Source organism: Lysobacter oryzae DSM 21044 (genome assembly GCF_059568595.1).
The window spans coordinates 726809-753003 of sequence record NZ_JCANTQ010000008.1 but is presented as its reverse complement, the minus strand read 5'-3'; the positions used below and the strand labels follow the sequence as shown (position 1 = coordinate 753003).

The 26195-nt window shown below is 67.9% G+C and carries 29 protein-coding genes and 1 other RNA gene; 23 read left to right on the top strand and 7 right to left on the bottom strand.

Features of this window, described 5'->3' with window-relative positions; translation table 11 throughout:
• Positions 1-109 precede the first annotated feature (109 nt).
• A complete protein-coding gene (locus tag BP05_RS03710) occupies positions 110-1522 on the top strand; it encodes a replicative DNA helicase (protein ID WP_496360528.1) in 1413 nt (470 codons plus the stop codon).
• A 44-nt stretch (positions 1523-1566) separates the two neighbouring features.
• On the opposite strand, the gene BP05_RS03705 is transcribed toward BP05_RS03710, so the two are convergent.
• Positions 1567-2406, bottom strand: coding sequence for a hypothetical protein (locus BP05_RS03705; protein WP_496360526.1), 840 nt, complete (start codon positions 2404-2406; stop codon positions 1567-1569).
• A 172-nt stretch (positions 2407-2578) separates the two neighbouring features.
• Between BP05_RS03705 and alr the strand changes: the two genes are divergently transcribed.
• From alr to BP05_RS03680, 5 genes are all read left to right on the top strand, one after another.
• Positions 2579-3703, top strand: coding sequence for an alanine racemase (gene alr, locus BP05_RS03700; RefSeq protein ID WP_496360524.1), 1125 nt, complete (start codon positions 2579-2581; stop codon positions 3701-3703).
• Positions 3704-3796: 93 nt separating this feature from the next.
• Positions 3797-5314: a WS/DGAT/MGAT family O-acyltransferase gene (locus tag BP05_RS03695; protein WP_496360522.1), complete on the top strand. Its 1518-nt coding sequence runs from the start codon at positions 3797-3799 to the stop codon at positions 5312-5314.
• Positions 5315-5455: 141 nt separating this feature from the next.
• Positions 5456-6166 (top strand): YiaD family glycine zipper/OmpA-like lipoprotein, encoded by a 711-nt coding sequence (locus tag BP05_RS03690; protein WP_496360520.1) that lies wholly within the window; start codon positions 5456-5458, stop codon positions 6164-6166.
• A gap of 156 nt (positions 6167-6322) precedes the next feature.
• Positions 6323-6676: a transfer-messenger RNA gene (gene ssrA, locus BP05_RS03685) on the top strand.
• An 84-nt stretch (positions 6677-6760) separates the two neighbouring features.
• Positions 6761-9004: a CHASE domain-containing protein gene (locus tag BP05_RS03680; protein WP_496360518.1), complete on the top strand. Its 2244-nt coding sequence runs from the start codon at positions 6761-6763 to the stop codon at positions 9002-9004.
• Between the two features lie 25 nt (positions 9005-9029).
• Here BP05_RS03680 and smpB read toward each other — a convergent pair whose 3' ends face one another.
• Complete coding sequence (gene smpB, locus BP05_RS03675; protein ID WP_496360516.1) at positions 9030-9557, bottom strand: SsrA-binding protein SmpB; 528 nt, start codon at positions 9555-9557, stop codon at positions 9030-9032.
• A 49-nt stretch (positions 9558-9606) separates the two neighbouring features.
• Between smpB and BP05_RS03670 the strand changes: the two genes are divergently transcribed.
• On the top strand, positions 9607-10056 hold the full coding sequence (locus BP05_RS03670; RefSeq protein WP_496360514.1) for a type II toxin-antitoxin system RatA family toxin: 450 nt from the start codon (positions 9607-9609) through the stop codon (positions 10054-10056).
• A complete protein-coding gene (locus tag BP05_RS03665) occupies positions 10053-10325 on the top strand; it encodes an RnfH family protein (protein WP_496360512.1) in 273 nt (90 codons plus the stop codon). The genes BP05_RS03670 and BP05_RS03665 overlap by 4 nt, the downstream gene beginning before the upstream one ends.
• Before the next feature lie 60 nt (positions 10326-10385).
• Here BP05_RS03665 and BP05_RS03660 read toward each other — a convergent pair whose 3' ends face one another.
• Positions 10386-10781: an outer membrane protein assembly factor BamE gene (locus tag BP05_RS03660; RefSeq protein ID WP_496360510.1), complete on the bottom strand. Its 396-nt coding sequence runs from the start codon at positions 10779-10781 to the stop codon at positions 10386-10388.
• Positions 10782-10948: 167 nt separating this feature from the next.
• On the opposite strand from BP05_RS03660, the gene fur reads away from it, so the two are divergent.
• The 4 genes from fur to BP05_RS03640 all read left to right on the top strand — a co-directional run bounded on the left by fur (position 10949) and on the right by BP05_RS03640 (position 13926).
• Positions 10949-11350: a ferric iron uptake transcriptional regulator gene (gene fur, locus BP05_RS03655; protein WP_496360508.1), complete on the top strand. Its 402-nt coding sequence runs from the start codon at positions 10949-10951 to the stop codon at positions 11348-11350.
• Between the two features lie 109 nt (positions 11351-11459).
• Positions 11460-11882, top strand: a complete 423-nt coding sequence (locus BP05_RS03650) for a SpoIIAA family protein (protein ID WP_496360506.1) — start codon at positions 11460-11462, stop codon at positions 11880-11882.
• A gap of 29 nt (positions 11883-11911) precedes the next feature.
• Positions 11912-12253 (top strand): zinc ribbon domain-containing protein YjdM, encoded by a 342-nt coding sequence (locus tag BP05_RS03645; RefSeq protein ID WP_496360504.1) that lies wholly within the window; start codon positions 11912-11914, stop codon positions 12251-12253.
• A gap of 353 nt (positions 12254-12606) precedes the next feature.
• Positions 12607-13926, top strand: coding sequence for a DEAD/DEAH box helicase (locus BP05_RS03640; protein WP_496360502.1), 1320 nt, complete (start codon positions 12607-12609; stop codon positions 13924-13926).
• 195 nt (positions 13927-14121) lie between these two features.
• Here BP05_RS03640 and BP05_RS03635 read toward each other — a convergent pair whose 3' ends face one another.
• Positions 14122-14322 (bottom strand): KGG domain-containing protein, encoded by a 201-nt coding sequence (locus BP05_RS03635; protein ID WP_496360500.1) that lies wholly within the window; start codon positions 14320-14322, stop codon positions 14122-14124.
• A gap of 329 nt (positions 14323-14651) precedes the next feature.
• On the opposite strand from BP05_RS03635, the gene BP05_RS03630 reads away from it, so the two are divergent.
• From BP05_RS03630 to BP05_RS03595, 8 genes are all read left to right on the top strand, one after another.
• Complete coding sequence (locus BP05_RS03630) at positions 14652-15074, top strand: YciI family protein (RefSeq protein ID WP_496360498.1); 423 nt, start codon at positions 14652-14654, stop codon at positions 15072-15074.
• Between the two features lie 11 nt (positions 15075-15085).
• A complete protein-coding gene (locus BP05_RS03625; protein WP_496360496.1) occupies positions 15086-15499 on the top strand; it encodes a VOC family protein in 414 nt (137 codons plus the stop codon).
• Positions 15500-15612: 113 nt separating this feature from the next.
• Positions 15613-16902: an RNA polymerase sigma factor gene (locus BP05_RS03620; RefSeq protein WP_496360494.1), complete on the top strand. Its 1290-nt coding sequence runs from the start codon at positions 15613-15615 to the stop codon at positions 16900-16902.
• A 36-nt stretch (positions 16903-16938) separates the two neighbouring features.
• On the top strand, positions 16939-17682 hold the full coding sequence (locus BP05_RS03615; RefSeq protein ID WP_496360492.1) for a sulfurtransferase: 744 nt from the start codon (positions 16939-16941) through the stop codon (positions 17680-17682).
• A gap of 103 nt (positions 17683-17785) precedes the next feature.
• On the top strand, positions 17786-18625 hold the full coding sequence (locus BP05_RS03610; protein WP_496360490.1) for a class I SAM-dependent methyltransferase: 840 nt from the start codon (positions 17786-17788) through the stop codon (positions 18623-18625).
• A gap of 259 nt (positions 18626-18884) precedes the next feature.
• On the top strand, positions 18885-19307 hold the full coding sequence (locus BP05_RS03605) for a helix-turn-helix transcriptional regulator (RefSeq protein ID WP_496360651.1): 423 nt from the start codon (positions 18885-18887) through the stop codon (positions 19305-19307).
• A 10-nt stretch (positions 19308-19317) separates the two neighbouring features.
• Entirely contained in the window at positions 19318-19728 is a 411-nt protein-coding gene (locus BP05_RS03600; protein WP_496360488.1) for a VOC family protein, read from the top strand.
• A 69-nt stretch (positions 19729-19797) separates the two neighbouring features.
• Positions 19798-20226, top strand: a complete 429-nt coding sequence (locus tag BP05_RS03595) for a DUF1801 domain-containing protein (RefSeq protein WP_496360486.1) — start codon at positions 19798-19800, stop codon at positions 20224-20226.
• A gap of 38 nt (positions 20227-20264) precedes the next feature.
• Here BP05_RS03595 and BP05_RS03590 read toward each other — a convergent pair whose 3' ends face one another.
• Positions 20265-21509: a TIGR03862 family flavoprotein gene (locus BP05_RS03590; RefSeq protein ID WP_496360649.1), complete on the bottom strand. Its 1245-nt coding sequence runs from the start codon at positions 21507-21509 to the stop codon at positions 20265-20267.
• Between the two features lie 93 nt (positions 21510-21602).
• On the opposite strand from BP05_RS03590, the gene BP05_RS03585 reads away from it, so the two are divergent.
• Positions 21603-22373 (top strand): dimethylarginine dimethylaminohydrolase family protein, encoded by a 771-nt coding sequence (locus BP05_RS03585; RefSeq protein WP_496360484.1) that lies wholly within the window; start codon positions 21603-21605, stop codon positions 22371-22373.
• 79 nt (positions 22374-22452) lie between these two features.
• Positions 22453-22605 (top strand): hypothetical protein, encoded by a 153-nt coding sequence (locus tag BP05_RS03580; protein WP_496360482.1) that lies wholly within the window; start codon positions 22453-22455, stop codon positions 22603-22605.
• On the opposite strand, the gene BP05_RS03575 is transcribed toward BP05_RS03580, so the two are convergent.
• Positions 22606-23349, bottom strand: a complete 744-nt coding sequence (locus BP05_RS03575) for a type 1 glutamine amidotransferase (protein ID WP_496360480.1) — start codon at positions 23347-23349, stop codon at positions 22606-22608. It lies immediately after the preceding gene.
• Between the two features lie 185 nt (positions 23350-23534).
• Positions 23535-25568 carry a DEAD/DEAH box helicase gene (locus BP05_RS03570; protein WP_496360478.1) on the bottom strand — a complete coding sequence of 678 codons (2034 nt, stop codon included), beginning with the start codon at positions 25566-25568 and terminating at the stop codon, positions 23535-23537.
• A gap of 96 nt (positions 25569-25664) precedes the next feature.
• On the opposite strand from BP05_RS03570, the gene BP05_RS03565 reads away from it, so the two are divergent.
• Positions 25665-26129, top strand: coding sequence for a hypothetical protein (locus tag BP05_RS03565; RefSeq protein ID WP_496360476.1), 465 nt, complete (start codon positions 25665-25667; stop codon positions 26127-26129).
• The last annotated feature ends 66 nt before the right edge of the window (positions 26130-26195 follow it).

Sequence of the window (26195 nt, the reverse complement as noted above, 5' to 3'; positions counted from 1 at the left end):
TTGTCTGCAACGCGTGGCGAGCAGGGCGACTAGGATGACCGGCCAGCACCATCCTCACTTACAAGAACCGGACCGCCATGACGGCCCGACCAGGGGAGTTACCGAACAGATGAGCGCACGCCAGGGTATGCGCCCCGATTCCGCGTTCCAGACCCGCCGCGACAAGAACATCGAGCAGTTGCGCGTCCCGCCGCAATCGATCGAAGCCGAGCAGGCCGTGCTCGGCGGCCTCATGCTCGCGCCGGACGCCTACGACCGCGTTGCCGACCGCATCACCGACGGCGACTTCTACCGCCGCGACCACCAGCTGATCTATCGCGCCATCCGCGAACTGGCCGAGAAGAACCGCCCGTACGACGCGGTGACCCTGGGCGAGTGGTTCGAGTCCATGGGCATGAGCGAACAGGTCGCCGGCGGCGCCTACCTGATCGAACTGGCCAGCACCACGCCTTCCGCCGCCAACATCGCCGCCTATGCCGACATCGTGCGCGACAAGGCCGTGCTGCGGCAGTTGATCGACGTCGGCACCGAGATCGTCAACGACGGCTTCCAGCCCGACGGCCGCGATACCAGCGAGATCCTGGAGCAGGCCGAGAAGCAGGTGCTGGCCATCGCCGAGGGCGCGGCGCGCGGCAAGCAGGACTTCACCGCGGTCAACAAGGCCTTGTCCGAGGCCTTCGACGTGCTGCAGACGCGCTACGCCAACGGCGGTGGCGTCACCGGCTTGCCGACCGGCTATACCGAATTCGATGAAATGACGGCGGGGCTGCAACCCACCGACCTGATCATCCTCGCGGCGCGCCCCTCCATGGGCAAGACCACGCTTGCGCTCAACATGGCCGAGTACGGCGCGCTGAAGACGCGCAAGGCCGTGGCGGTGTTCTCGATGGAAATGTCGGCTTCGCAGCTGGCCTTGCGCCTGATCTCCTCGGTGGGGCGCATCAACGCGACGCGCCTGCGCACGGGCCAGCTCGAGGACGAGGACTGGAGCCGCGTCACCAGCGCGATCCGCATGCTGCGCGACGTCAAGATCTTCATCGACGACACCCCGGCACTGTCACCGGTGGCGCTGGCCGCCAAGGCGCGCCGGCTCAAGCGCGAACACGACCTGGGACTGATCGTCATCGACTACCTGCAGCTGATGCAGGTGCCGGGCAACAGCGAGAACCGCGCGACCGAGATCTCCGAGATCTCGCGCTCGCTCAAGGCGCTGGCGAAGGAACTGAACGTGCCGGTCATCGCGCTTTCCCAGCTCAACCGCTCGCTGGAAACGCGTACCGACAAGCGCCCCGTGATGGCCGACCTGCGCGAATCGGGCGCCATCGAGCAGGACGCCGACGTCATCGTCTTCATCTACCGCGACGACTACTACAACAAGGAAAACTCGCCGGACAAGGGCCTGGCCGAAGTCATCATCGGCAAGCAGCGTAACGGCCCGACCGGGTCGGTGAAGCTGAAGTTCTTCGGCGAATACACCCGCTTCGACAACCTGGCGCACGATTCGGTGGGCAGCTTCGAATAACGCGGCCCGCCGCGATGACACCCACGGCCGTTGGGTGAGCTGGCCTATTGCGTCAGCTTGCCGAGCACCTTGACCGCGAAGCCCCCGCCCGGGACCAGGGTGGTCGCCGCCTCGGCGCCGAGTTCGAACAGCATCTCGCGCGTCATCACCTTCTCGAACCGCTCGCGGAACCACTCGCCGTTCTCGACCACGTCGCCGGTGAGGCCGTCGATTTCGATCACTCCGATCTTGCCCGAGGTCGACCACACGTACTCGAAGGCGAACACGGGACGGTAGTAGAGGTGCACCCGGTCGAAGCTCGCGACGTCGCGCAGGATTTCGTGGGCGTCGATGGCTTCGGTCGCCAGCCGCGACTGCGCCAGTTGCAGGGCCGCGGCGTAGGACATCTGCGGCGGCAGCGAGCCTTCGACATCCACCTGGTCGCGTGCCGAGGCCTTGTACTTCTGCACGTACGCCTGCAGGGCCTGGGGCTTCAGCGGTCGCTTCAGCCCGTCCTGGAACACCTCCGCCTCGATGCGGCGCTGGCAGTGCTCGCGCACCGGCACGTCGATGCGGGGTTTGGGTCCGGGCAACGGCTCGAAGCGACGGCCTTCGACCTCGACCGAGCGCGCGTGCTCGTTGACCACCGGAACGGCATAGGTGACGGTATTGATGTAGTCGACTTCGCGGTGCGCGAGGACATGCCAGAAGGGTTCGTACCGCAACTCCCACTTGGCCAGGTTGACCGTGTCGGACTTGGGGCGATTGAGCGGATTCAGCCGGGCCAGCGTGCCGAACGCATTGAGCTTGCTCTTCTCGGCCTGCTCCTGCGCGGCGCGCACGGGATAGACCTCTTCGAAGAACAGGATCGCGCTCGCCGAAGCGGGTGGGGCAAGGACGTCCACGGGGCACCTCGATCGGGAGCATCGGCGCGGGCGGCGCCGGCACCCTGTCTTCACGGGTAACCCGGACAAAGTCGGCCAGCGATTCGCCCCGCTGCGGCGGCGTCCTAGAATGGCGCCTTCGCGGCGAATGTCGCGGTTCTCAGAGAGCACTGTGCACGAGCCCGTAGGCATGATGCCCCCCGCCGTTGGCGAGCGCCCGACCCGCATCCGGGTGCATCTCGACCACCTGACGCACAACCTGCGCAGCATCCGGGCGCACGTGGGCGTCCCGGTCATGGCCATCGTGAAGGCGAACGCCTACGGCCACGGCCTGGTGCCGGTGTCGCTGCACCTGCAGGCGCAGGGCGTGGAGCAGCTGGGCGTGGCTTTCGTCGAGGAAGGGGTCGCCTTGCGCCAGGCGGGCGTGACCGTGCCGATCCTGGTGATGGGTGGGATCTTCGGGCCGCAGGTGAAGCAGTTCATCGCCCATGACCTCGAGATCACCGTGTCCTCGCTCGACAAGCTCCGCCAGGTCGAGGCCGCTGCGCAGGCGCTGGGCCGCAAGGCGGTGATCCACCTGAAGATCGACACCGGGATGGAGCGCATCGGCGTGCACAGCTACTCCGCGCGTCCCTTCGTCGAGGCGGCGGTAGCCTCGACGTGGTGCGTGCTCAAGGGCATCTATTCGCACCTGGCCTGCGCCGACGACCCGGCCTCGCCGATGACCCTGCAGCAGCTGGAGCGGTTCCTCGAAGCCTGCGCCTACATCGAGCGCATCGGCGCGCCCATGCCGGTCCGCCACCTCGCGAACTCCGGCGGCGTGCTGCACTTCCCGGCGACGTGGCTCGACATGGTCCGTCCCGGCATCCTGCTGTATGGCGTGCAGCCCGATCCGGCGTCGCAACGCAGCGTGGACGTGCGCCCGGTGATGTCGCTGGTTTCGCAGGTGGTCTATTTCAAGGTGGTGAAGGCGGGCAACCCCGTCAGCTATGGCGCGACCTGGTCGCCGGAACACGACACGCGCGTGGTGACCATTCCGATCGGTTATGGCGACGGATACCCGCGCTCCTTGTCTTCGCGTGGCAGCGTGTTGATCCGGGGCGCCCGTTATCCCATCGTCGGCCGCATCTGCATGGACCAGTTCATGGTGGACATCGGCCAGGACAGCGCCTGGAACGAGGACGAGGTCGTGCTGATCGGGACGCAGGATGGCAATCGGATTTCCGCCGAGGAACTCGCGCAGCAGGCGGGGACCATTCCCTACGAGATCCTGGTGGGCCTCAACGAACGCATTCCCCGCGAGTATCTCCACGCCTGAGTGGCCAAGGCGATCCGTGCCCGATCGGCGCGCACCGCGTTGACGCTGTTCGCGCCTGCGTGATTCACTCGCCCAAGGCGACAGGAGAACCGCATGGCGACACGAGCGCACACCGGCAGTGTCAAGGAACGTGCAAAGCGCATCCGCGCCGTCCGCCGCGAACCGATGGCGAAGGTGGACACCGCTTGGCTGCGCATGGAGCAGCCCACCAATCCGATGATGATCACCGGCGTGCTGATGTTCGCCGACGCCATGTCGGTGACCGAACTGCGCCGCGTCATCCGCCAGCGTTGGCTGGCCTACCGCCGCTTCCAGCAGAAGGCCGTCGATGCGGCGTCCGGAGCGTTCTGGCAGACCGACAACGACCTCGACCTCGACTGGCACGTGCAGCTGACCGCCTTGCCAGGGCGCGGCGGCAAGCGCGCGCTTGAGCGCCTAGTGAGCCAGTTGGCGTCGACGCCGCTGGACACCGGGCGACCGCTCTGGCAATTCCATCTGGTCGAACGCTACGAAGGCGGCTCGGCGCTGATCGCCCGCATCCACCACAGCTATGCCGACGGCATTGCGCTGGTGCAGGTCCTGCTGTCGCTGACCGACACCACGCGCGAGCCCGCCAAGGGCAGCAAGCTGCAGCACGCGTGGCTGAAGCAGGACGGCGCCGACGTTGCGCGCCGCATCGGCGCGGCCGAGCGTTACATGAAACTGGGCACGAAGGTCGTCGAGAAGGGCATGGAGATGTACCGCGACCCGAGCCTGGCGGCGGTGCTGGCCAAGGAAGGTGGCGAGATCGGGCGCGAACTGCTGCACGCGGTGACGTTGCCGGACGACCCGCCCTCGCTGCTGCGCGGAAAGCTCGGGGTCAGCAAGCGAGTCGCCTGGGCCGAGCCGCTCGACCTCGAGGAGGTCAAGGCGGTAGGCCGGGCCTGCGAATGCACCGTCAACGACGTGCTGATGGCGACTGCAGCCGGCGCGTTGCGCCACTACATGATCGAGCGCGGCGACCACGTCGATGGCCTGACGCTGCGTGCCACGGTGCCCGTCAACCTGCGTCCCCTGGAGCACGCGAAGAAGCTGGGCAACCATTTCGGACTCGTGTTCCTCGACCTGCCGGTGGGTGAGGACAATCCGGTCCGGCGCGTGGAGCGGATCGCCGAATGCATGACTGGCCTCAAGCACTCAAGGCAAGCCATTGTCTCGTTTGGGCTGCTTGCCGCGCTCGGCATGGCGCCGACGGCGGTGCAGGGATTGGCGCTGGATCTGTTCAGCCGCAAGGCCACGGTGGTTGCGACCAATGTGCCCGGTCCGCAGCAGACGCTCTACCTGGCGGGCTGCGCCTTGCGCGAGATGATGTTCTGGGTGCCGCAGACCGGTTCGATCGGGGTGGGTATCTCGATCCTCAGCTACAACGGCCAGGTGCATTTCGGCCTGATCTCGGATGCCAAGCTGATTCCGGACCCGGACCGGGTCATCCAGCGTTTTGGCAGCGAATTCGACAAGCTCCTCTACCTTTCCCTGATGAGCAACTGGGACGTGCGCCTGGATGCGCCTGGCGCCGATGCGCTGCTGCCCACGGAAACCCGCCGCCGCGAAATCGACTTCGCCGCAGGCTAGTCCGGATCCGCGCGCAGGCACCGGCGCCCGGCGCCGCCGCGTCATCACTCCTCAAGAACGCCCTGGCGATTAGCGTTCAGCCCTGTTCATGCGGCTGGTGCAATCGTTCGTACCGAGCATGACCCCCACCAGGAGGAAGGAATGAATATGCAACGCAACCTTATCGCTGCCGCGATGCTCACCACGCTGCTTGCCGCCTGCGCGACGACGGGCGGCGGCTATTACGGCAGCCAACCCGCCGCCGGACAACCGCAGCCGCAGGGCGAGCAGGCCGGCATGAGCAAGACCAAGAAGGGCGCGCTGATCGGTGCCGCGGTCGGCGCGGTCGCCGGACTGCTGAGCGGTGACGACGCGACCGAACGCCGCCAGCGCGCGTTGGTTGGGGCCGGCGTCGGCGGCCTGGCCGGCGGCGCTATCGGCAATTACCAGGACCGCCAGGAGCGCGCGTTGCGCGAGCGCATGGCCGGCACGGGTGTAGGCGTGGTACGCCAGGGCGACAACATCACCCTGAGCATGCCCGGCAACATCACCTTCGCGTTCAACGACGCCAGTCTGCAATCGCAGTTCTATCCGGTACTCGATGACGTGGCCCGCACGCTCGCCGAATACAACCAGACCGTGGTGGAAGTGGCGGGCCATACCGACAACGTGGGCAGCGATGCCTACAACCAGGAACTCTCGGTACGTCGCGCGAATTCGGTCGCGGCCTACCTGCAGAGCCATGGGGTGATCCAGCAGCGCCTGATCACGGTCGGCGCGGGCGAGTCGCGGCCGATCGCCAGCAACGACACCGACGAAGGCCGCGCGCAGAACCGCCGCGTGGAGATCACCCTGGTGCCGGTGCGCGGTTAACCGGGCATCCGCGGGGGCGACGAACGAACGGGGCGGGCAACCGCCCCGTTTTGTTATCCCCACGCTGGCTGAACTTGCGCCGCCCCGGCGTGCCGCCATGCTTGTGATCGACGCTTCGCCCCCTATACTGGCCGTGTCAGCAATTTGGCTGTCCCCGGGGGTGCACTGGCTTCGACGGGGGTCGCAAAGTCGCTTGGCGCATGCCGAGGGGGTAGCTTTCCTCGTAAATCCAGCTGCAAAACTCTAGTTGCCAACGACGACAACTACGCTCTCGCCGCCTAAGGCGTAAGCCCCGAAACTGCTTGTGTCCGTGCTCGCAGCGTAGGGTCATCATCACGGAATCGCCGGGAGTGGCTGCCTGTCAGCATCCGGTTAACCCAAAGCAGGCTGGTCCCCGGATGCGCTTCGCGCACCGTGCTGTCCGGGGACGAGATCCAACGGTGAGCTAAGCATGTAGTGCCGGGGATGGAGTGCCTTCGGACGGGGGTTCAATTCCCCCCACCTCCACCAGTTCGAACGAAGAAGCCCGCTCCGGCGGGCTTTTTCATGCGCGTTTGCGGGTGGTCCCCGCGCACGACTTGTATGCTTGGTCCCATGGGGACACCCGATTCAGCCGCTACGGATAAGCGCCGCGCACGCCTGGTGCCGAGGGGGGGATACCTGCTGGCCCTGCTGGTGCTGCTCGGAGCCCTGGTTCTGGTGACCATCGCCTGGTCCTACGCGCGCGAACGCGAATTGCGCGCTGCCGAAGCGCGTTTCGAAGCCAGCACCGCCGAGATCGTCGATCGCCTGTCCCAGCGACTGGTCTATTACGAATTGGTTGCCCGCGGCGGCACGGCGCTGTTCGCATCGATGGCCCGTCCGACCCCGCAGCAGTGGGCGGACTACGTCGACAGCATGAACCTGCATCCGCGGTTTCCAGCAGTCACTGGCCTGGGCTACGTCGCCTACGTGAGCAGCGGCCGGCTCGACGACCTGCAGATCGATTGGCGCGAATCCGGCTACGGCCAGCTGAACGTGCGGCCGCATGGCCTGCGGGCACGCTATGCGCCGATCCTTTACCTCGAGCCGCGCACGGCGGAGAACGTCGGGGCGATCGGTTTCGACCTGCTCAGCGAAGCCGCGAGCAGGGACGCACTGCAGGCGGCGCTGGAGCGGGGCGAAGCGTGCCTGAGCACGCCATCGGGCACGCGCGATGACCGGCTCATGATGTTCGTGCCCGTGTACCGCAATGGCGACCGGCCACGCACGCCTGCCGCGCGCGAGGCATCGCTGCAGGGTTGGGTATACCTGCCGTTCGATATGCGCCGCTATGTCGATGCCAGCCTGGGCGGCGAGTACGGCAAGGTCGGCCTGCGCATCTTCGACACGACGCACGGCGATCGCCTGCTGTTCGCCAGCCAAGGCGATGGGGCCGATTCGCTTTTCCATCATCGAGTCGCGATGGAGGACTACGGACGCCGGTGGCGCGTCGAGTTCGACTCGCCACCCGAGGGCATTGCGGCGCCGCGCCTGAAAGGACTGGAGGCCATGCTTGCGCTGGGTATCGTCGCCAGTCTGCTCCTGTACGGCATCGTGTGGACGCTCGCGCGGACCGAGGACAGGGCGACCGTGATTGCCCGGCGCATGACCGAGGAGTACCGCCGCAGCGAGCAGCGCTTCCGCAGCTCGATGCATTACTCGGCCATCGGCAAGGCCTTGTTGGACAGCGAGGGGCGCATCGTCGAAGCCAACCCTGCACTCGGGCGCATTGTCGGCCGGGAGGTGGCGGGGCTTGTGGGAAGGCCGTTCGATTCGCTTTTCGAGGAAGAGGAACCCTCGATGCGTCCCCGCGATGGCGGCGAAACGGATGCCGATGGAGTCCATCGGGAAACCCGGCACCTGCGCCGCGAAGGGGACCTGCCCCGCCAAGCCCAACTGACGTTTGCGCCACTCCATGGCAACCTGGACCAGGACATCGTCGGACTGGTGCAGGTCGAGGATGTGACCGATCGGGTGCGCGCGCAGGCGCGCGTCCAGGCGCTCAATCGCACGCTGGAAGCCCGCGTCGCGATGCGCACGCGCGAGCTCAGCCAGGCCAACCAGGAGTTGGAGGCCTTCGCCTACAGCGTGTCGCACGACCTGCGCGCACCATTGCGCTCGATCGACGGGTTCAGCCGCATATTGATCGAGCGCTACGAGAGCCAGCTGGACGAAAGCGGGCGCGATTACCTGCGACGCGTCCGCAAGGCCGCAATGCGCATGGGCGAACTGATCGACGCGATCCTGCAGGTGTCCCGCCTGGGGCGCGCGGAACTGCGGCGCGAATCGGTGGACCTAAGCCGCATGGCGCTGGAAGTGGTGGATGAGCTTCGCGCCGACGACCCGGGGCGGGAGCTCACCCTGCGGATCATGCCGGGGCTAATGGCGGTGGGCGATGCCGCGCTGCTGCGCAACCTGCTGGGCAACCTCCTAGGTAATGCATGGAAGTTTACGCGTGGCCGGGACGGCGCGATGATCGAATTCGGTGCAGTCGACCTGCCGGGCAACGAAACCGAGTTCTACGTCCGGGACAACGGTGCGGGTTTCCCGCAGGCGTATGTCGACAAGCTGTTCCGGCCATTCCAGCGCCTGCACTCACAGGAGGCGTTCACGGGGCATGGCATCGGCCTGGCGTCGGTGAAGCGCATAGTCGAGCGACACGGGGGGCGGATCCGCGCGGAGGGCATGGAAGGCGAGGGCGCGGTCTTCTACTTCACACTGCCGGAGGCCGGCGAACCAGGCGTCGAAGCGGGCGATCGGAATCCCGTCGTCGAACCCAGTGACGCGGGCGATCGGAACCCCGACGTCGCCGGCTAGCGCGGCGGCGCTGCCGGTCGCGGGATCACGCGTCCTTGTTGTGGCGCCGTAGCACGCGCTGCTTTTCCCGCGCCCAATCGCGTTCCTTGCTGGCCTCGCGCTTGTCGTGGGTCTGCTTGCCCTTGGCCAGCGCGACCTCGGCCTTGATCTTGTTGCCCTTCCAGTACAGCGCGGTGAGCACGACGGTGTAGCCCTCGCGCTGCACGCGGCCGATCAGCCGGTCGATTTCGCGCCGGTGCAGCAGCAGCTTGCGCGTGCGGCGGTCCTCGGTGACCACGTGGGTGGACGCCGAGATCAGCGGGGTAATCTGCGAGCCGTACAGGAACATCTCGCCGTCGCGGATCATCGCGTAGGCATCGGTGATGTTGGCGCGACCGGCCCGGATCGCCTTGAGCTCCCAGCCCTGCAGGACCAGACCGGCCTCGAAGCGCTCTTCCAGGTGGTATTCGTGGCGCGAGCGCTTGTTCAGCGCGATGGTCTTGACCGCATCGCCGCCGCCCTTGGCCGCCTTTCCTTTATCCTTCCCGGTCTTGTCGCTGGAATTCTTTGCCATCGCGCCATTGTCACATGCTGGCGAGGGCGGTGCGCACCACGGATATCCGATGCCCACGATCCGCCGTTCCGCCCTGGTCGAGCACTCCACCGCGCGCATGTTCGCGCTCGTCAACGACGTGGCCGCCTATCCGCGCCGGTTCGATTGGTGCGACGCGGCGCAGGTGCTCGAGGCCGACGACGAGCACATGGTCGCGCGGCTCGACCTTGGCCTGGGTGCGTTGCGCACGTGGTTCACCACGCACAACACGCTCAAGGCGCCGCATCACATCGACCTCAAGCTGGTGGACGGCCCCTTCCGCAAGCTCAGCGGGCGCTGGGAGTTCCATGCCCTGGACGAATCGGCCTGCAAGGTGACGCTGACCCTCGACTTCGAGCCTTCGGTGAAGTTGCTGGGGCCGGCGCTGGCGGTCGGGTTCCAGAGCCTGGCCGATCGCATGGTGGACGACTTCGTGCGTATCGCCGACAGGGCGGACGCGGACGCGGAAACGTCGCGATGAGGGTGGAGGTCCTGCGTGCGTGGCCGCGCCGCTTCGAGCAGGTGGAACTGGACCTGCCCGAGGCCGCGACCGTGCGCGACGCGGTGGCGGCGGCAGGCTGGACCGGCGACCCGGAGATCACCGGCTACGCGGTTTTCGGACTGCGGGTCGAGGGCGATTCGCCGCTGCGCGATGGCGACCGGGTGGAACTGCTCAGGCCGCTGCAGGCCGATCCGAAGGAAGCGCGCCGGCAACGCGTCGAGCGGCGGCGGCGGGCGCCGGGAAAGTAGGAGCCCGGAAACAAAAAAGCGGAGCTGGGCTCCGCTTTTCTTGGTTCCAGCGCCGGCCGGTCAGCGACGGCGCTTCTTGTCCTTTTCCTTGGCCAGGTTGCGGCCGAACTGCCGGGGCGCGGCCTTGGCGAGTTCCTCGTCCTGCTCGGGGAAATAGTCGCCTTCCCACCGCGCCAGGGTGTCGCCCTCGAAGTACAGGGTGAAGTTCTTGATGTCGGTATGGCCCAGGCGGCCCACGCGCTGGCTGGCGGTGTAATCCCAGCGATCGTGGTGGAACGGGTCCTCGATCGACGGCGTGCCCAGCAGCACCAGCACCTGCTGCTTGCTCATGCCGGCCTGGAGCTGGTCGACGTTGGTCTTTTCCAGCAGGTTGCCCTGGTAAATCGGCTGCTTGTAGAGGATGCCGCAGCCCGCGGTGGACAGGGCGACGATAAGGACCAGCAAGAGCTTGCGCATCGTGTTCTTCGCGACTGGCGGCAGTAGAAACAGGGGCCGATGATACACTGAAGCCGTCATTTCGCGGCTCGCCCGCGGACGCGTTCATCCGCCGTTGCAGGCCTCGGCTCGCGCCGCATCGGGGCCGCCGCCCACAGCCGGCAGACGGAAACAGCCCAGGGAATTCGATGGAATCCGACGACCTTCGCAATGCCGGCCTCAAGGTGACGCATCCGCGCCTGCGGATCCTGAGCCTGCTGGAGCTGGCCAAGCCGCGGCATATGACCGCCGAGGACATCTACCGGAACCTGCTCGAGCACGGCGAGGACATCGGCCTGGCCACGGTCTATCGCGTGCTCACCCAGTTCGAGGCCGCGGGCCTGGTGCTGAAGCACAACTTCGAAGCGGGCCAATCCGTGTACGAACTGGACCGGGGCCATCACCACGACCACATGGTCGACGTCGATACGGGCCGGATCACCGAGTTCGAGAGTCCGGAGATCGAGGAGCTGCAGCGCAAGATCGCCGCACAGCACGGTTACGAGATCGAAGAGCACTCGCTGGTGCTCTACGTGCGCAAGAAGCGCTGAAAGTGATGGGATGAGTTCCGGCGGAGTCGCATGACCCATGCCATCCGCGTGCACGGTGTGGCGCGATGCGGCACTGGCGCCGGAATCCACCCGGCGGGACGATGCCCCCATGGCCGAACACCGGACCCATCCCGACTATGCGCTGCAGCTCGTCGAGCACGGCGACGTGCTGGACGTGCACGTGAGCGGCGACGTCGACGCGCAGAACGTGCGCATCGCGTACTGGCAGGAGATCGCGGACATCGGCAAGGAGCGCGGAATCCGCAAATTACTGGTCACCGACCGCAAGAAGGGGCACCCCGCGACACCTGCGGAGCTGGCCGAACTGGCGGTGCTGTTCCAGCATGAAGCGCGCCACTTCGAGCGCGTGGCGGTGATCGAGCCCACGCCGGAGTTCCTGCCTGCCGTCGAGTACGCCGAGATCTTCGGCCAGGGTCTGGGCATCAACGTGCGCATCTTCAGCGAACGCCGCGAGGCCGAACGCTGGCTGCGGTATGGCTCGCCCGACGACGGAGCACTGCACGGGGCTTAGAATGCGCCCCTCGTTTCCGGATCCATCCCATGCCCGCCGCTCCCGCCTGCCCGCAATGCACCCTCGAGAACACCTACGCCGACGGCGGCAACTTCGTCTGCGCCGATTGCGGCTTCGAGTGGCCGCTGACGGTAGTCGCCGCGGAGGAAGGCGCCGTCTTGGTGCGCGACAGCAACGGCAACACGCTCGCCAATGGCGATACGGTGGTCGTCATCAAGGACCTGAAGGTCAAGGGATCGTCGATCCCGCTCAAGCAGGGCACGGTGATCCGCAACATCCGCCTGGTCGAGGACGACGCGGAACACATCGAAGGCAACTCGGACAAGATCAAGGGCTTGGTGCTGAAGACCTGTTTCCTGCGCAAGGCGTAGCGATTGGCACCGCGGCGCGGAGCGGCTGGGTCGCCGTTACCGCGCGTATCGAGGGCCCGGACCAGACTGAACGGGGAATCCGGCCGTGGCTGGTAGATGCCCGGCAACTCGCGTAGAGTGCGCCCGGTTCGCGCACGGCTGATCCGTTTTCCTAGGTAAGCCCGCCGCCCTTCGGCCTCCGAGCCGATCCCGCGGCCCCAGCTTGTTAGCTGGCAACCCCCGTACGCCTTTCGTCGCGCAGACACGGTCCGGAGCTTCCGGCACCGTCCAATCAGAACACTCGCAGCGCGGTCCCAAGGAAAGCTTCGAGTCTGCAGCCGATACGTTCGGTTGCGATCCACACGGAGCTACACATGTCCTTTGAATCGCTCGGGCTTGCGCCCGCGTTGTTGCGCGCGCTGTCCGAAAACAACTACACCACGCCGACCCCGATCCAGTACGAAGCGATCCCGCTCGCACTGGCCGGCCACGACGTGCTGGGCGGCGCCCAGACCGGCACCGGCAAGACCGCCGCGTTCGGCCTGCCGCTGCTGAACCGCCTGGCCAAGGCCACCCCGCCGAACGGCCCACGCAAGCCGCGCGCGCTGATCCTCACCCCGACCCGCGAACTCGCGGTGCAGGTGTGCGAGAGCCTGCGCAGCTATGCCAAGCACCTGCGCCTGAACATCACCGCCATCTACGGTGGTGCCGGCATGCAGCCGCAGGTCGACAACCTGCGTCGCGGCGTCGACGTGCTCGTGGCCTGCCCGGGCCGCCTGATCGACCACCTGGATCGCGGCACCGCGCGCCTGGACAACGTCGAGATGCTGGTCCTGGACGAAGCCGACCGCATGCTGGACATGGGCTTCCTGCCGGCGATCAAGCGCGTGCTCGGCAAGGTGCCGTCGCAGCGGCAGACGTTGCTGTTCTCGGCGACCTTCGAGGCGCAGATCAAGGCGCTGGCGCTGGAATTCATGCGCGATCCGCGCCAGGTGCAGATCGCGGCGCAGAACACGATCGCCGAAACCATCACCCATCGCGCGCATCCGGTCGACGCTTCGCGCAAGCGCGACCTGCTGACCCAGATCCTGGCCACGCGCCACACCGAGCAGGCGATGGTGTTTGGCAAGACCAAGCATGGCTGCAACCGCCTGGCGGAGCAGCTGGAAGCGGCAGGCCTCAAGGCCGTCGCGATCCACGGCAACAAGAGCCAGGCGCAGCGCACCAAGGCACTGATGCAGTTCAAGACCGGCAAGGCCCGCGTGCTGGTGGCGACCGACGTCGCCGCGCGCGGCCTCGACATCCCCAACCTGCCGCTGGTCATCAACTACGACCTGCCGATGGTCGCCGAGGATTACGTGCACCGCATCGGCCGCACCGGCCGCAACGGCGCCAGTGGTGAGGCGCTGTCGCTGGTCGCGCCCGAAGAGGGCGGCTTGCTGCGCCAGGTCCAGAACATGCTCAAGGCCTCGGTCGAACTGGTGATCGTGGACGGCTTCGCGCCGAGCCGCCCGATCCAGCTCAACGCGCCGCTGCCGAAGCACGGCGGCGGTGGCCAGCGTCCGTCGCGTGGCCATCGTCCGCATGGCAAGCCGGCTCCGCGCCATGCGCATGCCGGCCCCAAGCAGCACCGTAGCGGTGGCAATGGCGGCAACGCCCGCAGCAGCGCCCCACGTCGCGACAGCCGCGGTTGACGCAATACCCCGGGCCCGCACGCAGCAAGCGTGCGGGCCTGCGCGTGCGCGCACACCTCGTTCGGCGAAGTCCAGTAGCGCATACGCCGATCCGCCGTCGTCGGGACGGATCCGACACCGAGGTTCGTAGCCAGCCAATCACGGCAAAGGCGCCCGCAGGCGCCCTTGCGTGGTTGGACGACGCCTCCGAGGCGGCTAGCGAGTGACGCCCTGGCGGTGGCCGCCGCCCGAACTCACGCCGCCCTTGCGGCCGATTTCCGACATGTGCTGGCGATCGCGGCTTACCGCTTCGCCCCCTTTCTGGGCGATCTTGCGCTGCTTCTCCACGTCCATTCCGGCGAAGCCGCGGCCCTGGTTGCGGCCCTGGCCCGGGGCCTGGTTCTCGTTGATAGCCATCAGCTGCTCCTGGTGTTGTGGCGATGCGGGCTGCATCGACTGCGGTTCCACCAATGCCGGTGTCATCGGTGGATACGCGCAGGGTAGGCAGGCAGGCGTTAGACCAGCGGCCAGCGCCGGTAAAGCAGAAGTAATCCCTCGCCATCGCAAGGCGCGGGTCGAAGCCGTTTCCGCATTCATCGCCGCCCATAACTGCCCCGGGCTGGCGCGACGGCGCGAAATCATTAGCCGGCATGTCGATTCCGGGGCTCGTCGATCGTCGTTCCCGCAAGAGCGCAGGAAAAGGGCCGATCCGCCACCGGCGCTCCCACCCGAACGAGGAGAACGAAATGCGCGTCCTGGTCATCGTCAAGGCCACCAAGGAGTCCGAAGCCGGCATCCTGCCGAGCGAACAATTGCTTGCCGACATGGGCAAGTTCAACGAGGAACTGGTCAAGGCCGGGGTGATGCTGGCCGGCGAAGGCCTGCACCCGTCGTCGCGCGGCAAGCGCGTGGACTTTTCGGGCAACAAGCGGACCGTCCACGACGGCCCGTTCAGCGAGACCAAGGAACTGGTTGCCGGCTTCTGGATCTGGCAGGTCAGTTCCATCGAGGAGGCGGTCGAATGGGTCAAGCGGTGCCCGAACCCGCATGCGGGCCAGGATTCGACGATCGAGATCCGCCCCCTGTTCGAAGCCGAGGATTTCGGCGACGCGATGACGCCGGAACTGCTGGAGCAGGAAGCCCGCATGCGCGAACGGCTGCAGAACTGAGGAGACCGGCGATGCGGATCAATCCCTACCTGATATTCGACGGCAACTGCGAAGAGGCGTTCAACTTCTACGCCCGGGCCCTGCGCGCGAAGCTCGCCATGCTGCAGCGCTTCGGCGACACGCCGGGTTGCGAGGACATGCCGGCGGCGCATCGCGACAAGGTGATGCACGTCCGCCTGCAAGCCGGAGAGCAGGTGCTGATGGGCTCGGACAACCATCCCGACCATCCGTACGACGGCATCAAGGGCTGCTCGATCGCGCTGAGCGTCGAGGCGCCCGAGGAGGCCGAACGCATCTTCGGCGAGCTGGCGCAGGGCGGCGCCGTGGTGATGCCGATGCAGGAAACCTTTTGGGCCAGGCGCTTCGGAATGCTTACCGACCGCTTCGGCGTGCCGTGGATGATCAATGGGGGACTGCAGCCCTGAGCGCTTGCGTCACGCAGCGGCCTGCAGCGCGGCAACCGGCGGCAGCTTCGCCGCAGCGATCAGGCAGGATTCGCGCTTGCGCCGCCATCGCTGCGGTGGTTCCATCCGGGGCCATGGCGGACTCCCCCGAGCAATCCCGGCAGCAGATCCGTCGCACCATCGATGCGGTGTGGCGCATGGAATCGGCGAAGCTGATCGCCACCCTCGCGCGCATGCTGCACGACGTGGGACTGGCCGAGGAACTGGCGCAGGACGCGCTGGTGACGGCGCTGGAGCAATGGCCGCAGGGCGGGGTCCCGGACAATCCCGGCGCGTGGCTGATGACCACGGCCAAGCACCGGGCGATCGACCGCCTGCGCCGCCGCCAGTTGCAGCAGCGCAAGCACGAGGAACTCGGCTACGAGATCGAGCTGCACCAGCAGGCCAACGAGGACGACCTCCTCGATGCGCTCGACGACCCGATCGGCGACGACCTGCTGCGGCTGGTATTCACCGCCTGCCATCCGGTGCTGTCGCAGGACGCGCGCGTCGCGCTGACCCTGCGCCTGCTCGGCGGCCTGACCACCGACGAGATCGCGCGTGCCTTCGTCGTGCCGGAGCCGACGATCGCGCAGCGCATCGTCCGCGCCAAGCGCACCCTGGCCGAAGCCAACGTGCCGTACGAAGTGCCGCGCGGCGAGGAACTGGTCGAGCGCCTGGCGGCGGTGCTCTCGGTCGTCTACCTGGTCTTCAACGAAGGCTACTCCGCCACCGCCGGCGAGCACTGGCTTCGTCCGGCGCTGTGCGAGGACGCGCTGCGCCTGGGGCGGGTGCTAGCGGGACTGATGCCGCAACAGGCCGAAGTCCACGGCCTGGTGGCGCTGATGGAGATCCAGGCCTCGCGTGCCGGCGCGCGCATCGGGCCGACGGGCGAACCGATCCTGCTGCTCGACCAGGACCGCGCGCGCTGGGACCGGCTGCTGATCGGGCGCGGCCTGGCTGCGCTGGAACGCGCGGAAAAGCTGGGTCGCAACCGCGGCGCATACACCCTGCAGGCCGCCATCGCCGCCTGCCATGCGCGCGCGTTGCGGCCGGAAGACACCGACTGGGCCCGCATCGCCGGGCTCTATGCCGAACTGGCGCGGCTGACCGGGTCGCCGATCGTCGAACTCAACCGCGCGGTCGCGCTGAGCATGCTGTTCGGCCCCGCGGCAGGGCTGGAACTGGTCGATGCGCTCGCCGGCGAACCCACGCTGGCGAGGTACCACCTGCTGCCGAGCGTGCGCGGGGACCTGCTGTTCAAGCTGGGCCGCATGGACGAAGCGCGCGGCGAGTTCGAGCGCGCTGCCGACATGACCCGCAACGAGCGCGAGCGCCAATTGTTGCTGGGGCGCGCCGCGGCCTGCGTAGCCGGCGGCCCATAGCGGTCGCGCCGACCCGGCGGCCGGTAAAATGCGCGGGTGATCCTGAATATCGCCGCCTACCACTTCGTTCCCATCGACGATCCGTCCGCGCTCGCCGCCCAGGTGCGCACGCTCGCGGAGGCCGGCGACCTGCGCGGCACGGTGCTGGTAGCGGGCGAGGGCATCAACATCTTCCTGGCCGGGCCTGAGTCCGCGATCCACCTGTTCCTGGATGCATTGCGCGCCGATCCGCGCTTCGCCGGCATCGTGGTGAAGGAAAGCCGCAGTCGCGCGCAGCCCTTCGCACGGCTCAAGGTGAAACTGAAGAAGGAAATCATCGCCTTCCGTCGCGACAACGCCTCGCCGCTCGAGGCCGCCCGCGCGCCGGCCGTGGCGCCGGAAGATCTCGCCCGCTGGATCGCAAAAGGCGAAGACGACACCGGCCGCCGCCTGGTCCTGCTCGACACGCGCAACCGCGAGGAAGTGGGCTATGGCACCTTCAGCGGCGCCTTGACCTTGCCGATCGACAACTTCACCGACTTGCCGGAAGCATTGACGCCGCACCGCAGCGCGCTGGCCGACGCAGTGGTGGTCAGCTTCTGCACTGGCGGCATCCGCTGCGAGAAGGCCGCCCTGTGGATGCAGGCCGACGGCATGGACAACGTGCTGCAACTCGACGGTGGCATCCTCGGCTACTTCGAACGCGTCGGCGGTTTCGGCTACGACGGCCACTGCTTCGTGTTCGACGAGCGCGTGGCACTGGATCCCGAACTCAAGCCCCTGGTGGATCCGGCCGTCTGAGCCTGCGCATTCAACGGCGCGCCGCGTCCCGGCCAGCTTTCCAGGGATGCAGTCCGCAACCGATCGCCTGATCGATACCGGCCCTGCCCACGGAGAACCGCCCATGAGCAACGATCGCAATCCGCAAGCCGAACAGATGGGCGACGAGTCCATGGCGCGCAACCTGGCGCACCAGGCCGAAGCGATCTGGCCGCAGGAAGCGCCGCTGTTAGACCGCTACGCATTGGCCGGATCGCTGCGCATCCTCGACCTGGGCTGCGGCACGGGCGAGATCACCCGGCGCCTGGCGGCACGCTATCCGCAAGCCGCGCTGGTGGGGATCGACATTCTCGAAGGCAACCTCGCGCTAGCGCGGCGCGACAGCCAGGGTTACGGCGAACGCGTGGCGTACGAACAAGGCGATGCCTTCGCCCTGAAATATCCCGACGCCCATTTCGACCTGGTGGTGTGCCGGCACATGTCGCAGGCGGTGCCCGATTTCCCGCTGGTGCTGGCCGAGATCACCCGCGTGCTCAAGCCGGCCGGCTGGCTGCACCTGCTGTCGGAGGACTACGGCATGCTGCACATGCCGGTGGTCGAGCGCGCCGATGGATCCCGCTTCGATCCGGACCGCTTCTGGAACTTGAATGCGGTGGCCTACCTGCAGGGCATCGGCTGCGATGGCCGCATCGGGCGCCATTCGCCGGCGTTGCTGGCGCATGCAGGCTATACCGACGTCGCGCTGGACTACGTGACCGTCGATACCCTGCGCGTTCCGCGTGCGACCTTCGCCGGCATCATGGCCGCCTGGCGCGATGGCTACTCGGCGGTCCTCGCCGAAGCGTCGGGTCGCAGCATCGACGAGGTGAGCGGGGATTTCGACACGATCATCGCGTCGATCGAAACGCCGCCGAACTACGCGGTGTGGCACGTGCCGGTGGTGTCGGGGCGCAGGTCCGCGTAGGGTGCGACGGGGCCGCGATGGAGACGAGGCGATGGCGGGCAAGACACCAGCAAAGTCGAGCAAGGCCATCGGCTTGCATCGCGTGGGTGATCACGCCAGTCCGTCGGCCGTCAGCGGGCGCGCGCGCGACCCGGGACATCGCCCGTCGCCGCGGCCCACGGATCATCCCTCTGCAGCCGGCGGCGCAACCGGGCAAGGCCGTGTGGAGAGCGGACAGGATCCGGCGCTGCTACGCCGCCTGCTGCGCGCGAAGGACCGGATGGATGCCGCCTCGCACGAGGAATGGCCCGTACACCGATTGGCGCGCGTAAGTCGAGTTTCCGAGGCCCACTTCGCGCGCTCGTTCAAGGAAGCCTTCGGCATCCCGCCGCATCGCTACCTGCTGACGCGCCGGATCGAGCGCGCCAAGACGCTGTTGCGCGACACGGTGCTGTCCGTGACCGACATCGCTTTCCAGACCGGTTGGCAAAGCCTGGGCACGTTTGGCCGCACGTTCCGCGACATCACCGGCGAGAGCCCCGGAGAGTTGCGCGCACGCGAGCAGGCCGCCCGGCACGCGCTGGAGGAGGTCCCGGCCTGCTTCGTCAGCGCCGCCTACCGGCCCGACCTCACCATCGCAGTTTCGGAGAAGCGGCGGCAGGAGGCGGCCGATAGCATCCCACCCGACGAAACCCAGACCTGACGGAGGTCATATGAATCAAGGTGTCGGAGTGGCAGGTGTGTACGTGCGCGACCAGGAGGAAGCGCTCCAGTTCTATGTCGGCAAGCTCGGCTTCCGCGTGCACACGGATGCGCGCAACGGCGATTACCGCTGGCTCACGGTCCAGCATCCGGAGCAGCCGTCGTTCCAGCTCGGCCTGTTCGCGCCGCAGTCGCCGATGGTGGATGCGGCGACCGCGCAGACCCTGCGCGAAGTGGTGGCCAAGGGCGCCATGCCGCCGTTGGTGCTGATCGTCGACAACTGCCGCGCGGCGTACGACCGCATGCACGCCAGCGGCGTGGAGTTCACCCAGGAGCCCATGGCGCGTTACGGCAGCGTGGACGCCAGCTTCCGCGACCCGTCCGGGAACGGCTGGAAGATGATCGAGGCCGCAGCACGCTAGTTGCCCCGGCGGGGCGAATCGCCCCGCCGTGGTGCCCAATGAATCCCCACCGCGAACAGGCAAGGACCAATGCAGAAGGCGAAGAACGGTTCAAAGCAGGATGCGGAAGCGGCCGACGCTTCCCGGTTGATCGACGCCCGGATCGAAGAACTCGGCGACTGGCGGGCGGAAACGCTGGCCCGGGTGCGCACGCTCATCCGGCAGGCCGATCCGGACGTCGTCGAGGAATGGAAGTGGGGCGTGCCGGTGTGGTCGCACGCGGGGATCATCTGCACCGGCGAGAGCTACAAGAGCGCCGTGAAGCTGACTTTCGCCAAGGGCGCCTCGCTCGAGGATCCCTCGCATCTCTTCAACTCCAGCCTCGAAGGCAACACCCGGCGCGCCATTGATATCCGCGTCGATGACCAGATCGATGAGAAGGCGTTGAAGGCGCTCATCCGCGCTGCGGTCGCCTTGAACGAGTCGACGCAGAAGAAGCCGAAGCGCTCCCGCGGGTAACGCCTGGCCGGGCCCCTTGCCGGCTGCGGCGTTGCGCGCTACGACGAGCTTCGTTGCCACGCGACCGCACCGCGTCCCGCACGCAGTCCGCTGGCAAAGCACGCGGTCAGCAGGTAGCCACCGGTCGGCGCCTCCCAATCCAGCATCTCGCCCGCGCAGAACACGCCGGGGCGGGACTTCACCATCAACGCATCGTCGAGTGCTTCCAGGCGTACGCCGCCGGCGCTGCTGATCGCTTCGTCGATCGGGCGCGCGCGTTGCAGGCGCAGCGGCAGTCGCTTGATCGTGTGGACGACGGCATCGGGATCGTCGAGCTGCTCTTTCGCCAGCACTTCGCGCAGCAATGCGGCCTTGACGCCTTCGAGCCCCGTTTGCCGGCGCAGGTGCTCGCTGAAACTGCGACCCGCACGCGGTTTGGCCAGATCACATTGCAGCCGTTCGGCGTCGCGGCCGGGGGCGAGGTCGAGTTCCAGCCGCGCTTCGCCGTCGCGGGCAATGGTGTCGCGCAGCGTGGCGGAGAGCGCGTAGACCAGGCTGCCTTCGATGCCGGTCGCCGTGACCACGCATTCGCCTTGCAGCGCGTGTGCATTGCCGTCGAGATCGCGCCAGTGCGCGACCACGGGCTTGAGGGGCGCGCCGGCGAAACGCTGGGCGAAGTGCGCGCTCCAGCCGATGTCGAACCCGCAGTTGGACGGCTGCAGCGGCGCGACATCGATGCCGCGCGCCTGCAGCCACGGCACCCAGGCGCCGTCCGAGCCGAGTTCCGGCCAGCTGCCGCCGCCGAGCGCGAGCACGGTGGCGCTTGCGCGGACCTGCAGGGTTCCTTCAGGCGTGGCGAAGCGCAGCGCGCCGTCCTCGTTCCAGCCCAGCCAGCGGTGCTGCACGTGGAAGCGCACGCCCTGGTCGCGCAACCGTCGCACCCAGCCGCGCAGCAGCGGCGCGGCCTTGCGGTCCACCGGGAACACGCGGCCGGAAGTGCCGATGTAGGTGTCGATGCCGAAGCCGCGCGCCCATGCCCGCAACGCATCGGCATCGAAGTCGTCGAGCCAGCGGCCGACGTCGCGGCTGCGTGCGCCGTAGCGCGTATCGAAACCGGGGCGCGGTTCGCCGTGGGTGAGGTTGAGGCCGCCCTTGCCGGCGATGAGGAACTTGCGCCCGACCGACCCCTTGGCCTCGTAGAGATCGACTTCCATGCCCGCCGCGCGCGCGACCTCGGCGGCCATGAGGCCGGCGGGGCCGCCGCCGATGATGGCCAGGCCGGGTAGCGCGGTGATGGGTTCCATGGAGCGGGGCACGGCGGGAGGCCGCACATTATGCGCGCCCGTGGCGGACGCCCCCTCGGGTATCGTCAATGCACCATTTCTGTCGACCCTGCCATGCGCATAGCGATCACCCGCGAAGTCAGTCCCAGCCTCGGCGATTGCCAGCTCACCCATGTTGCCCGGACAGCCATCGATGTCGCGCGTGCCGACGCGCAGCACCGCGCCTACCAGCGCACGCTGGCGGCGCTGGGCTGCCGCGTGCTGACGCTGGAGGCTGAGCCGTCGATGCCCGACGCGGTGTTCGTCGAGGACGTCGCCATCGTGCTGGACGAAGTCGCGGTGATGACGCGCCCCGGCGCGGCATCCCGACGCGGCGAGGGTGCGACCGTGGCCGAACTGCTGGCGCGCTACCGCCCGCTGCGCCACCTCGAAGCGCCGGGCACGCTCGACGGCGGCGACGTGCTGCGCGTGGGGCGCACCCTGTACGTGGGCGAGTCCTCCCGCAGCAACGCGGACGGCATGCGCCAGCTGCAGGAATTGGTCGATGACTTCGGCTATCGGGTGCAGCCGGTGCCGATCCGCGGCTGCCTGCACCTGAAATCGGCGGTGACGGCCCCGGACGACGACACGCTGCTGCTGCAACCGGAATGGATCGATGCCGCGTCCTTTCCCGGCTTTCGCATCATCGAAGTCGACCCGGGCGAAGCGCACGCCGCCAACGTCCTGCTCATCGGCGACGGCGTGGTGATGCCGGAGTGTTTCCCGCGCACCGCGCAGCGCCTGCGCGAGGCGGGGATCGACGTGACCACCGTGGACGTGTCCGAGCTGCAGAAGGCGGAAGGAGCGACCACGTGCTGCAGCCTGGTGTTCGAGGCGGCTGACTGACCCGGCTCGTGTTCGTGCAGACGCGACGCCTCGCGCACGCCCGGCGCGCTAAGCTCGCCCCATTCCGCGGAGATGCGACATGAGCTGGATCGGAATCATCCTGGTGGTCCTCGGCCTCTACCTGGCGTTCAAGGTGGCCGGTTTCTTCCTCAAGCTGCTGATGTGGGCGCTGGTCGTGTTCGGCATCTACTGGATCGCCGCCCCGTACCTGGGCTTGCCGCAGTTCTTCTGATCAGCGCGACGGCAACGTGTAGCGCCGCTGCGGCCGGCCGACCAGGTCGAGGAAATTGTTGAACACGGCATCGGCGTGGCGGTGCATGCCGGCGATGTGCTCGCGGGTTTGTGCGCGGATCGCGGCTTCGTCGGTGTGGCCCAGCGCGGCGAGCTCCTCGCGGTAAGCGGGATTGGCCAGCCAGCGTTCGATCAGCGCCTCGTCCATTTCCAGGTGGAACTGGAAGCCGTAGACATTGTCCCCGTAGCGGAAGGCCTGCGATTCGCAGGTATCGGTGCGCGCCAGGTGCACGGCGCCTTGCGGGACTTCGAAGTGGAAGCCGTGCCACTGGAACACGTGTGCTTCCTCGCCCAGCGGCGCCACCACCGGATCGTGGCGGCCGGCCTCGGTGGTCTGCAGGCGGTACCAGCCGATTTCCGGTTCGCGATTGCGCTGCACGGGCGCTCCCAGCGCGTGCGCGAGCAGCTGCGCGCCCAGGCAGATGCCCAGCACCGGCTTGCCCTGCGCGAGCATGCGTTCGATCGCGCGCAGCTCGGTGCGCAGGTGCTGGCGATGGGCCTGGTCCTCGACGTTCATCGGCCCGCCGAGGACGACCAGGCCGTGGTACCGGTCGACGTTGGGTTCGGCATGCGGCTGCCGCTCGAAATTGGCGAAGCGGATGCGGTGGCCGCGCGCGCGGATCAATGGGTCCAGCGTACCCAGCGGCTCGGCGGCGACGTGTTGGAAGACCAGGATGCGGGACATGCGGCACCGGGCAGCGGACTAGCCCGGCCAGCTTATCGCGCGCGACTCCGGTGCCCGGCCGTCACCCGCGATGACATGACGTCATGACGAACAAGCCCGGGGCACCAACGAACATCGCCGCCCCGAGGGCGGCGATGCAAGGCAGGACAAGCGAAGCGGGGCAGGGTCGTCCATGCCCCCTGCCATCAACGCGCTCGGCGTGGCGGTCCGGAGCGATTCGGCTTGGGGCCACGCGGTCCGCCGGGGCCGGGGCCGCGATGCGGACGGCCGTCGCCGTCGTCGCCGCCGAACGAACGCGCCTCGCCCGGTCGGCTGATCCGCAGCGGCTGCCCGGCGACGCGTACGCGCTTGAGGTGTTCCATCACCTCGCGCGGCATGCCCTCGGGCAGGTCGATCAGGCTGAAGTCGTCGCGGATGTCGATGCGGCCGATGTAGCGGCTTTCGAGTTCGGCTTCGTTGGCGATCGCGCCGACGATGTTGCCCGGCTTCACCCCGTGGCGGTGGCCGACTTCGATGCGGAAGGTTTCCATGCCGGCTTCGGTCGCGCGGCGCTCCTCGCGCGGCGGGCGCGGTGCGCGCGGCGCGCTGTCGTCGAAGAAGGCTTCCGCTTCGTTGTGGCTGGCCGCATGGTGGGAGGCCACGGCTTCCACGGCCGGCGACGTCCGGTCGCCGGGGTGCGGACGCGGACGGTCGCGCTCGAACTTGCCGGTACGCGGGCCGTCGAAGTCGCCACGCGCGCGCTCGGACATGCGCTTGGCGAAGGGCGCCTTGCCCGAGTCCTGGCGGTCGAAGCCTGGCCTGTCGAAGCCTGGCCTGTCGAAGCCGGGCTTGTCGAAGCCCTCTCGATGCGGGCGCAACTGCTCGGCGGTAGCCTGCAGCAGCAGCGGCATGTCGCCCTGGACCAGCCGGGCCAGCGCGGCGGCGATTTCCACCGCGGGCACGTTTTTCTCGCGTTCGTAGCGTTCGACCAGGTCGCGGAACATCGCCAGGTCGGCGGCTTCCAGCGCGGTGGTGATGCGGCCGAGGAACTTCGACACGCGCTGCTCGTTGACCGTTTCCACGCTGGGCAGCGCCATCGGCTCGATCGGCTGGCGCGTGGCGCGCTCGATCGCGCGCAGCATGCCGCGCTCGCGCGGGGCGACGAACAAAATCGCCTCGCCCTTGCGACCGGCGCGGCCGGTGCGGCCGATGCGGTGGACGTAGCTCTCGGTGTCGTAGGGGATGTCGTAGTTCAGCACGTGGCTGATGCGCTCCACGTCCAGGCCGCGCGCGGCCACGTCGGTGGCGACCAGCACGTCGATGCGACCATCCTTGAGTTGGTTGATGGTGCGCTCGCGCGCCTTCTGGTCCATGTCGCCGTTGATCGCGGCGGCGGAGATGCCCCGCGCGGACAGCTTGTCGGCGAGCTCCTCGGTGCCCAGCTTGGTGCGGGCGAACACGATCATCGCGTCGAACGGCTCGGCCTCAAGGATGCGGGTGATCGCGTCGAGCTTGTTCACGCCGCTCACCGCCCAGTAGCGCTGGCGGATGTTGGCGGCCGTGGTCGTGGTGGTCTTGATCGCGACCTCGACCGGGTCGCGCAGGTAGGTCTGGGCGATGCGCTTGATCTGCGAGGGCATCGTCGCCGAGAACAGCGCGACCTGGCGGGTCTCCGGGATCTTCTTCAGCACGGCTTCGACGTCGTCGATGAAGCCCATGCGCAGCATCTCGTCGGCTTCGTCCAGCACCAGGCAGCGCAGCTGCGACAGGTCAAGCGAGCCACGGTTGAGGTGATCGATCACGCGGCCGGGCGTGCCCACCACGACCTGCACGCCGCGCTTGAGCGACGCCAGCTGCGGCGTGTAGCTCTGGCCGCCGTAGATCGGCAGTACGTGGAAGCCCGGCAGGTGGTGGGCGTACTTCTGGAAGGCCTCCGCGACCTGGATCGCAAGCTCGCGCGTCGGCGCCAGCACCAGCGCCTGCGGCTTCTGCTGGGCGGGATCGATGCGCGCCAGGATCGGCAGCGCGAAGGCGGCGGTCTTGCCGGTGCCGGTCTGGGCCTGGCCGAGCACGTCACGGCCTCCCAGCAACGGCGGGATCGTGGCGGCCTGGATCGGCGAAGGGGTTTCGTAGCCGACTTCGGTCAGCGCCTTGAGCAGGGACTCCGGCAGGCCGAGATCGGTGAATTTCACGGAGGGGGCGTCCGTGGGCGGGGAGGTCGGGGGGGCGGGGGCGCTCATGGCAGCCTCGATGACGCCGGCGCGCGGCCGGTCTGGGCGCATAGTGTAGCGGCTGGCGTCCGAGTCCCGGCTCAACGCCCCCGACGGAGTAGCGCGATGAACGAACCCAGTCACAGCCGGCAGTGGAGCGACGACGTCCGCGAGATCCCCAGCCTGATCCGCGCGATCTATGCCTGCATTTCCGGTCCCGCCGGCGCTCCGCGCGACTGGGCCCGCTTCCGTTTCCTGCACCGTCCGGAAGCGCTGAGCCTGCGCACGGTGGTGCAGCCGGACGGTTCGACCCGGCCGCACGTGTTCACGCTCGATGAGTACATCGCGGACGTCGAGCCGTTCTTCGCCGTGAACGACTTCTACGAGATCGACATCGGCCATCGCGTGGAGACCTTCGGCCAGGTCGCGCATGCGTGGAGCCTGTACGAGGCGCGGACCGCGCCGGATTCCCCGGTGGTGATGAAGCGCGGCGCCAACAGCATCCAGCTGTGCCACGAGGACGGCCGCTGGTGGGTGGTGAGCACGATCTGGGACAACGAACGCGAGGGCGTGCGCTTCGACCTGTGGTGAATACGCCGGCCGGATGAGCTGCCCCGGATAAGCCACCGCGGCAGGGCGATGACGCCGCACCGGCTA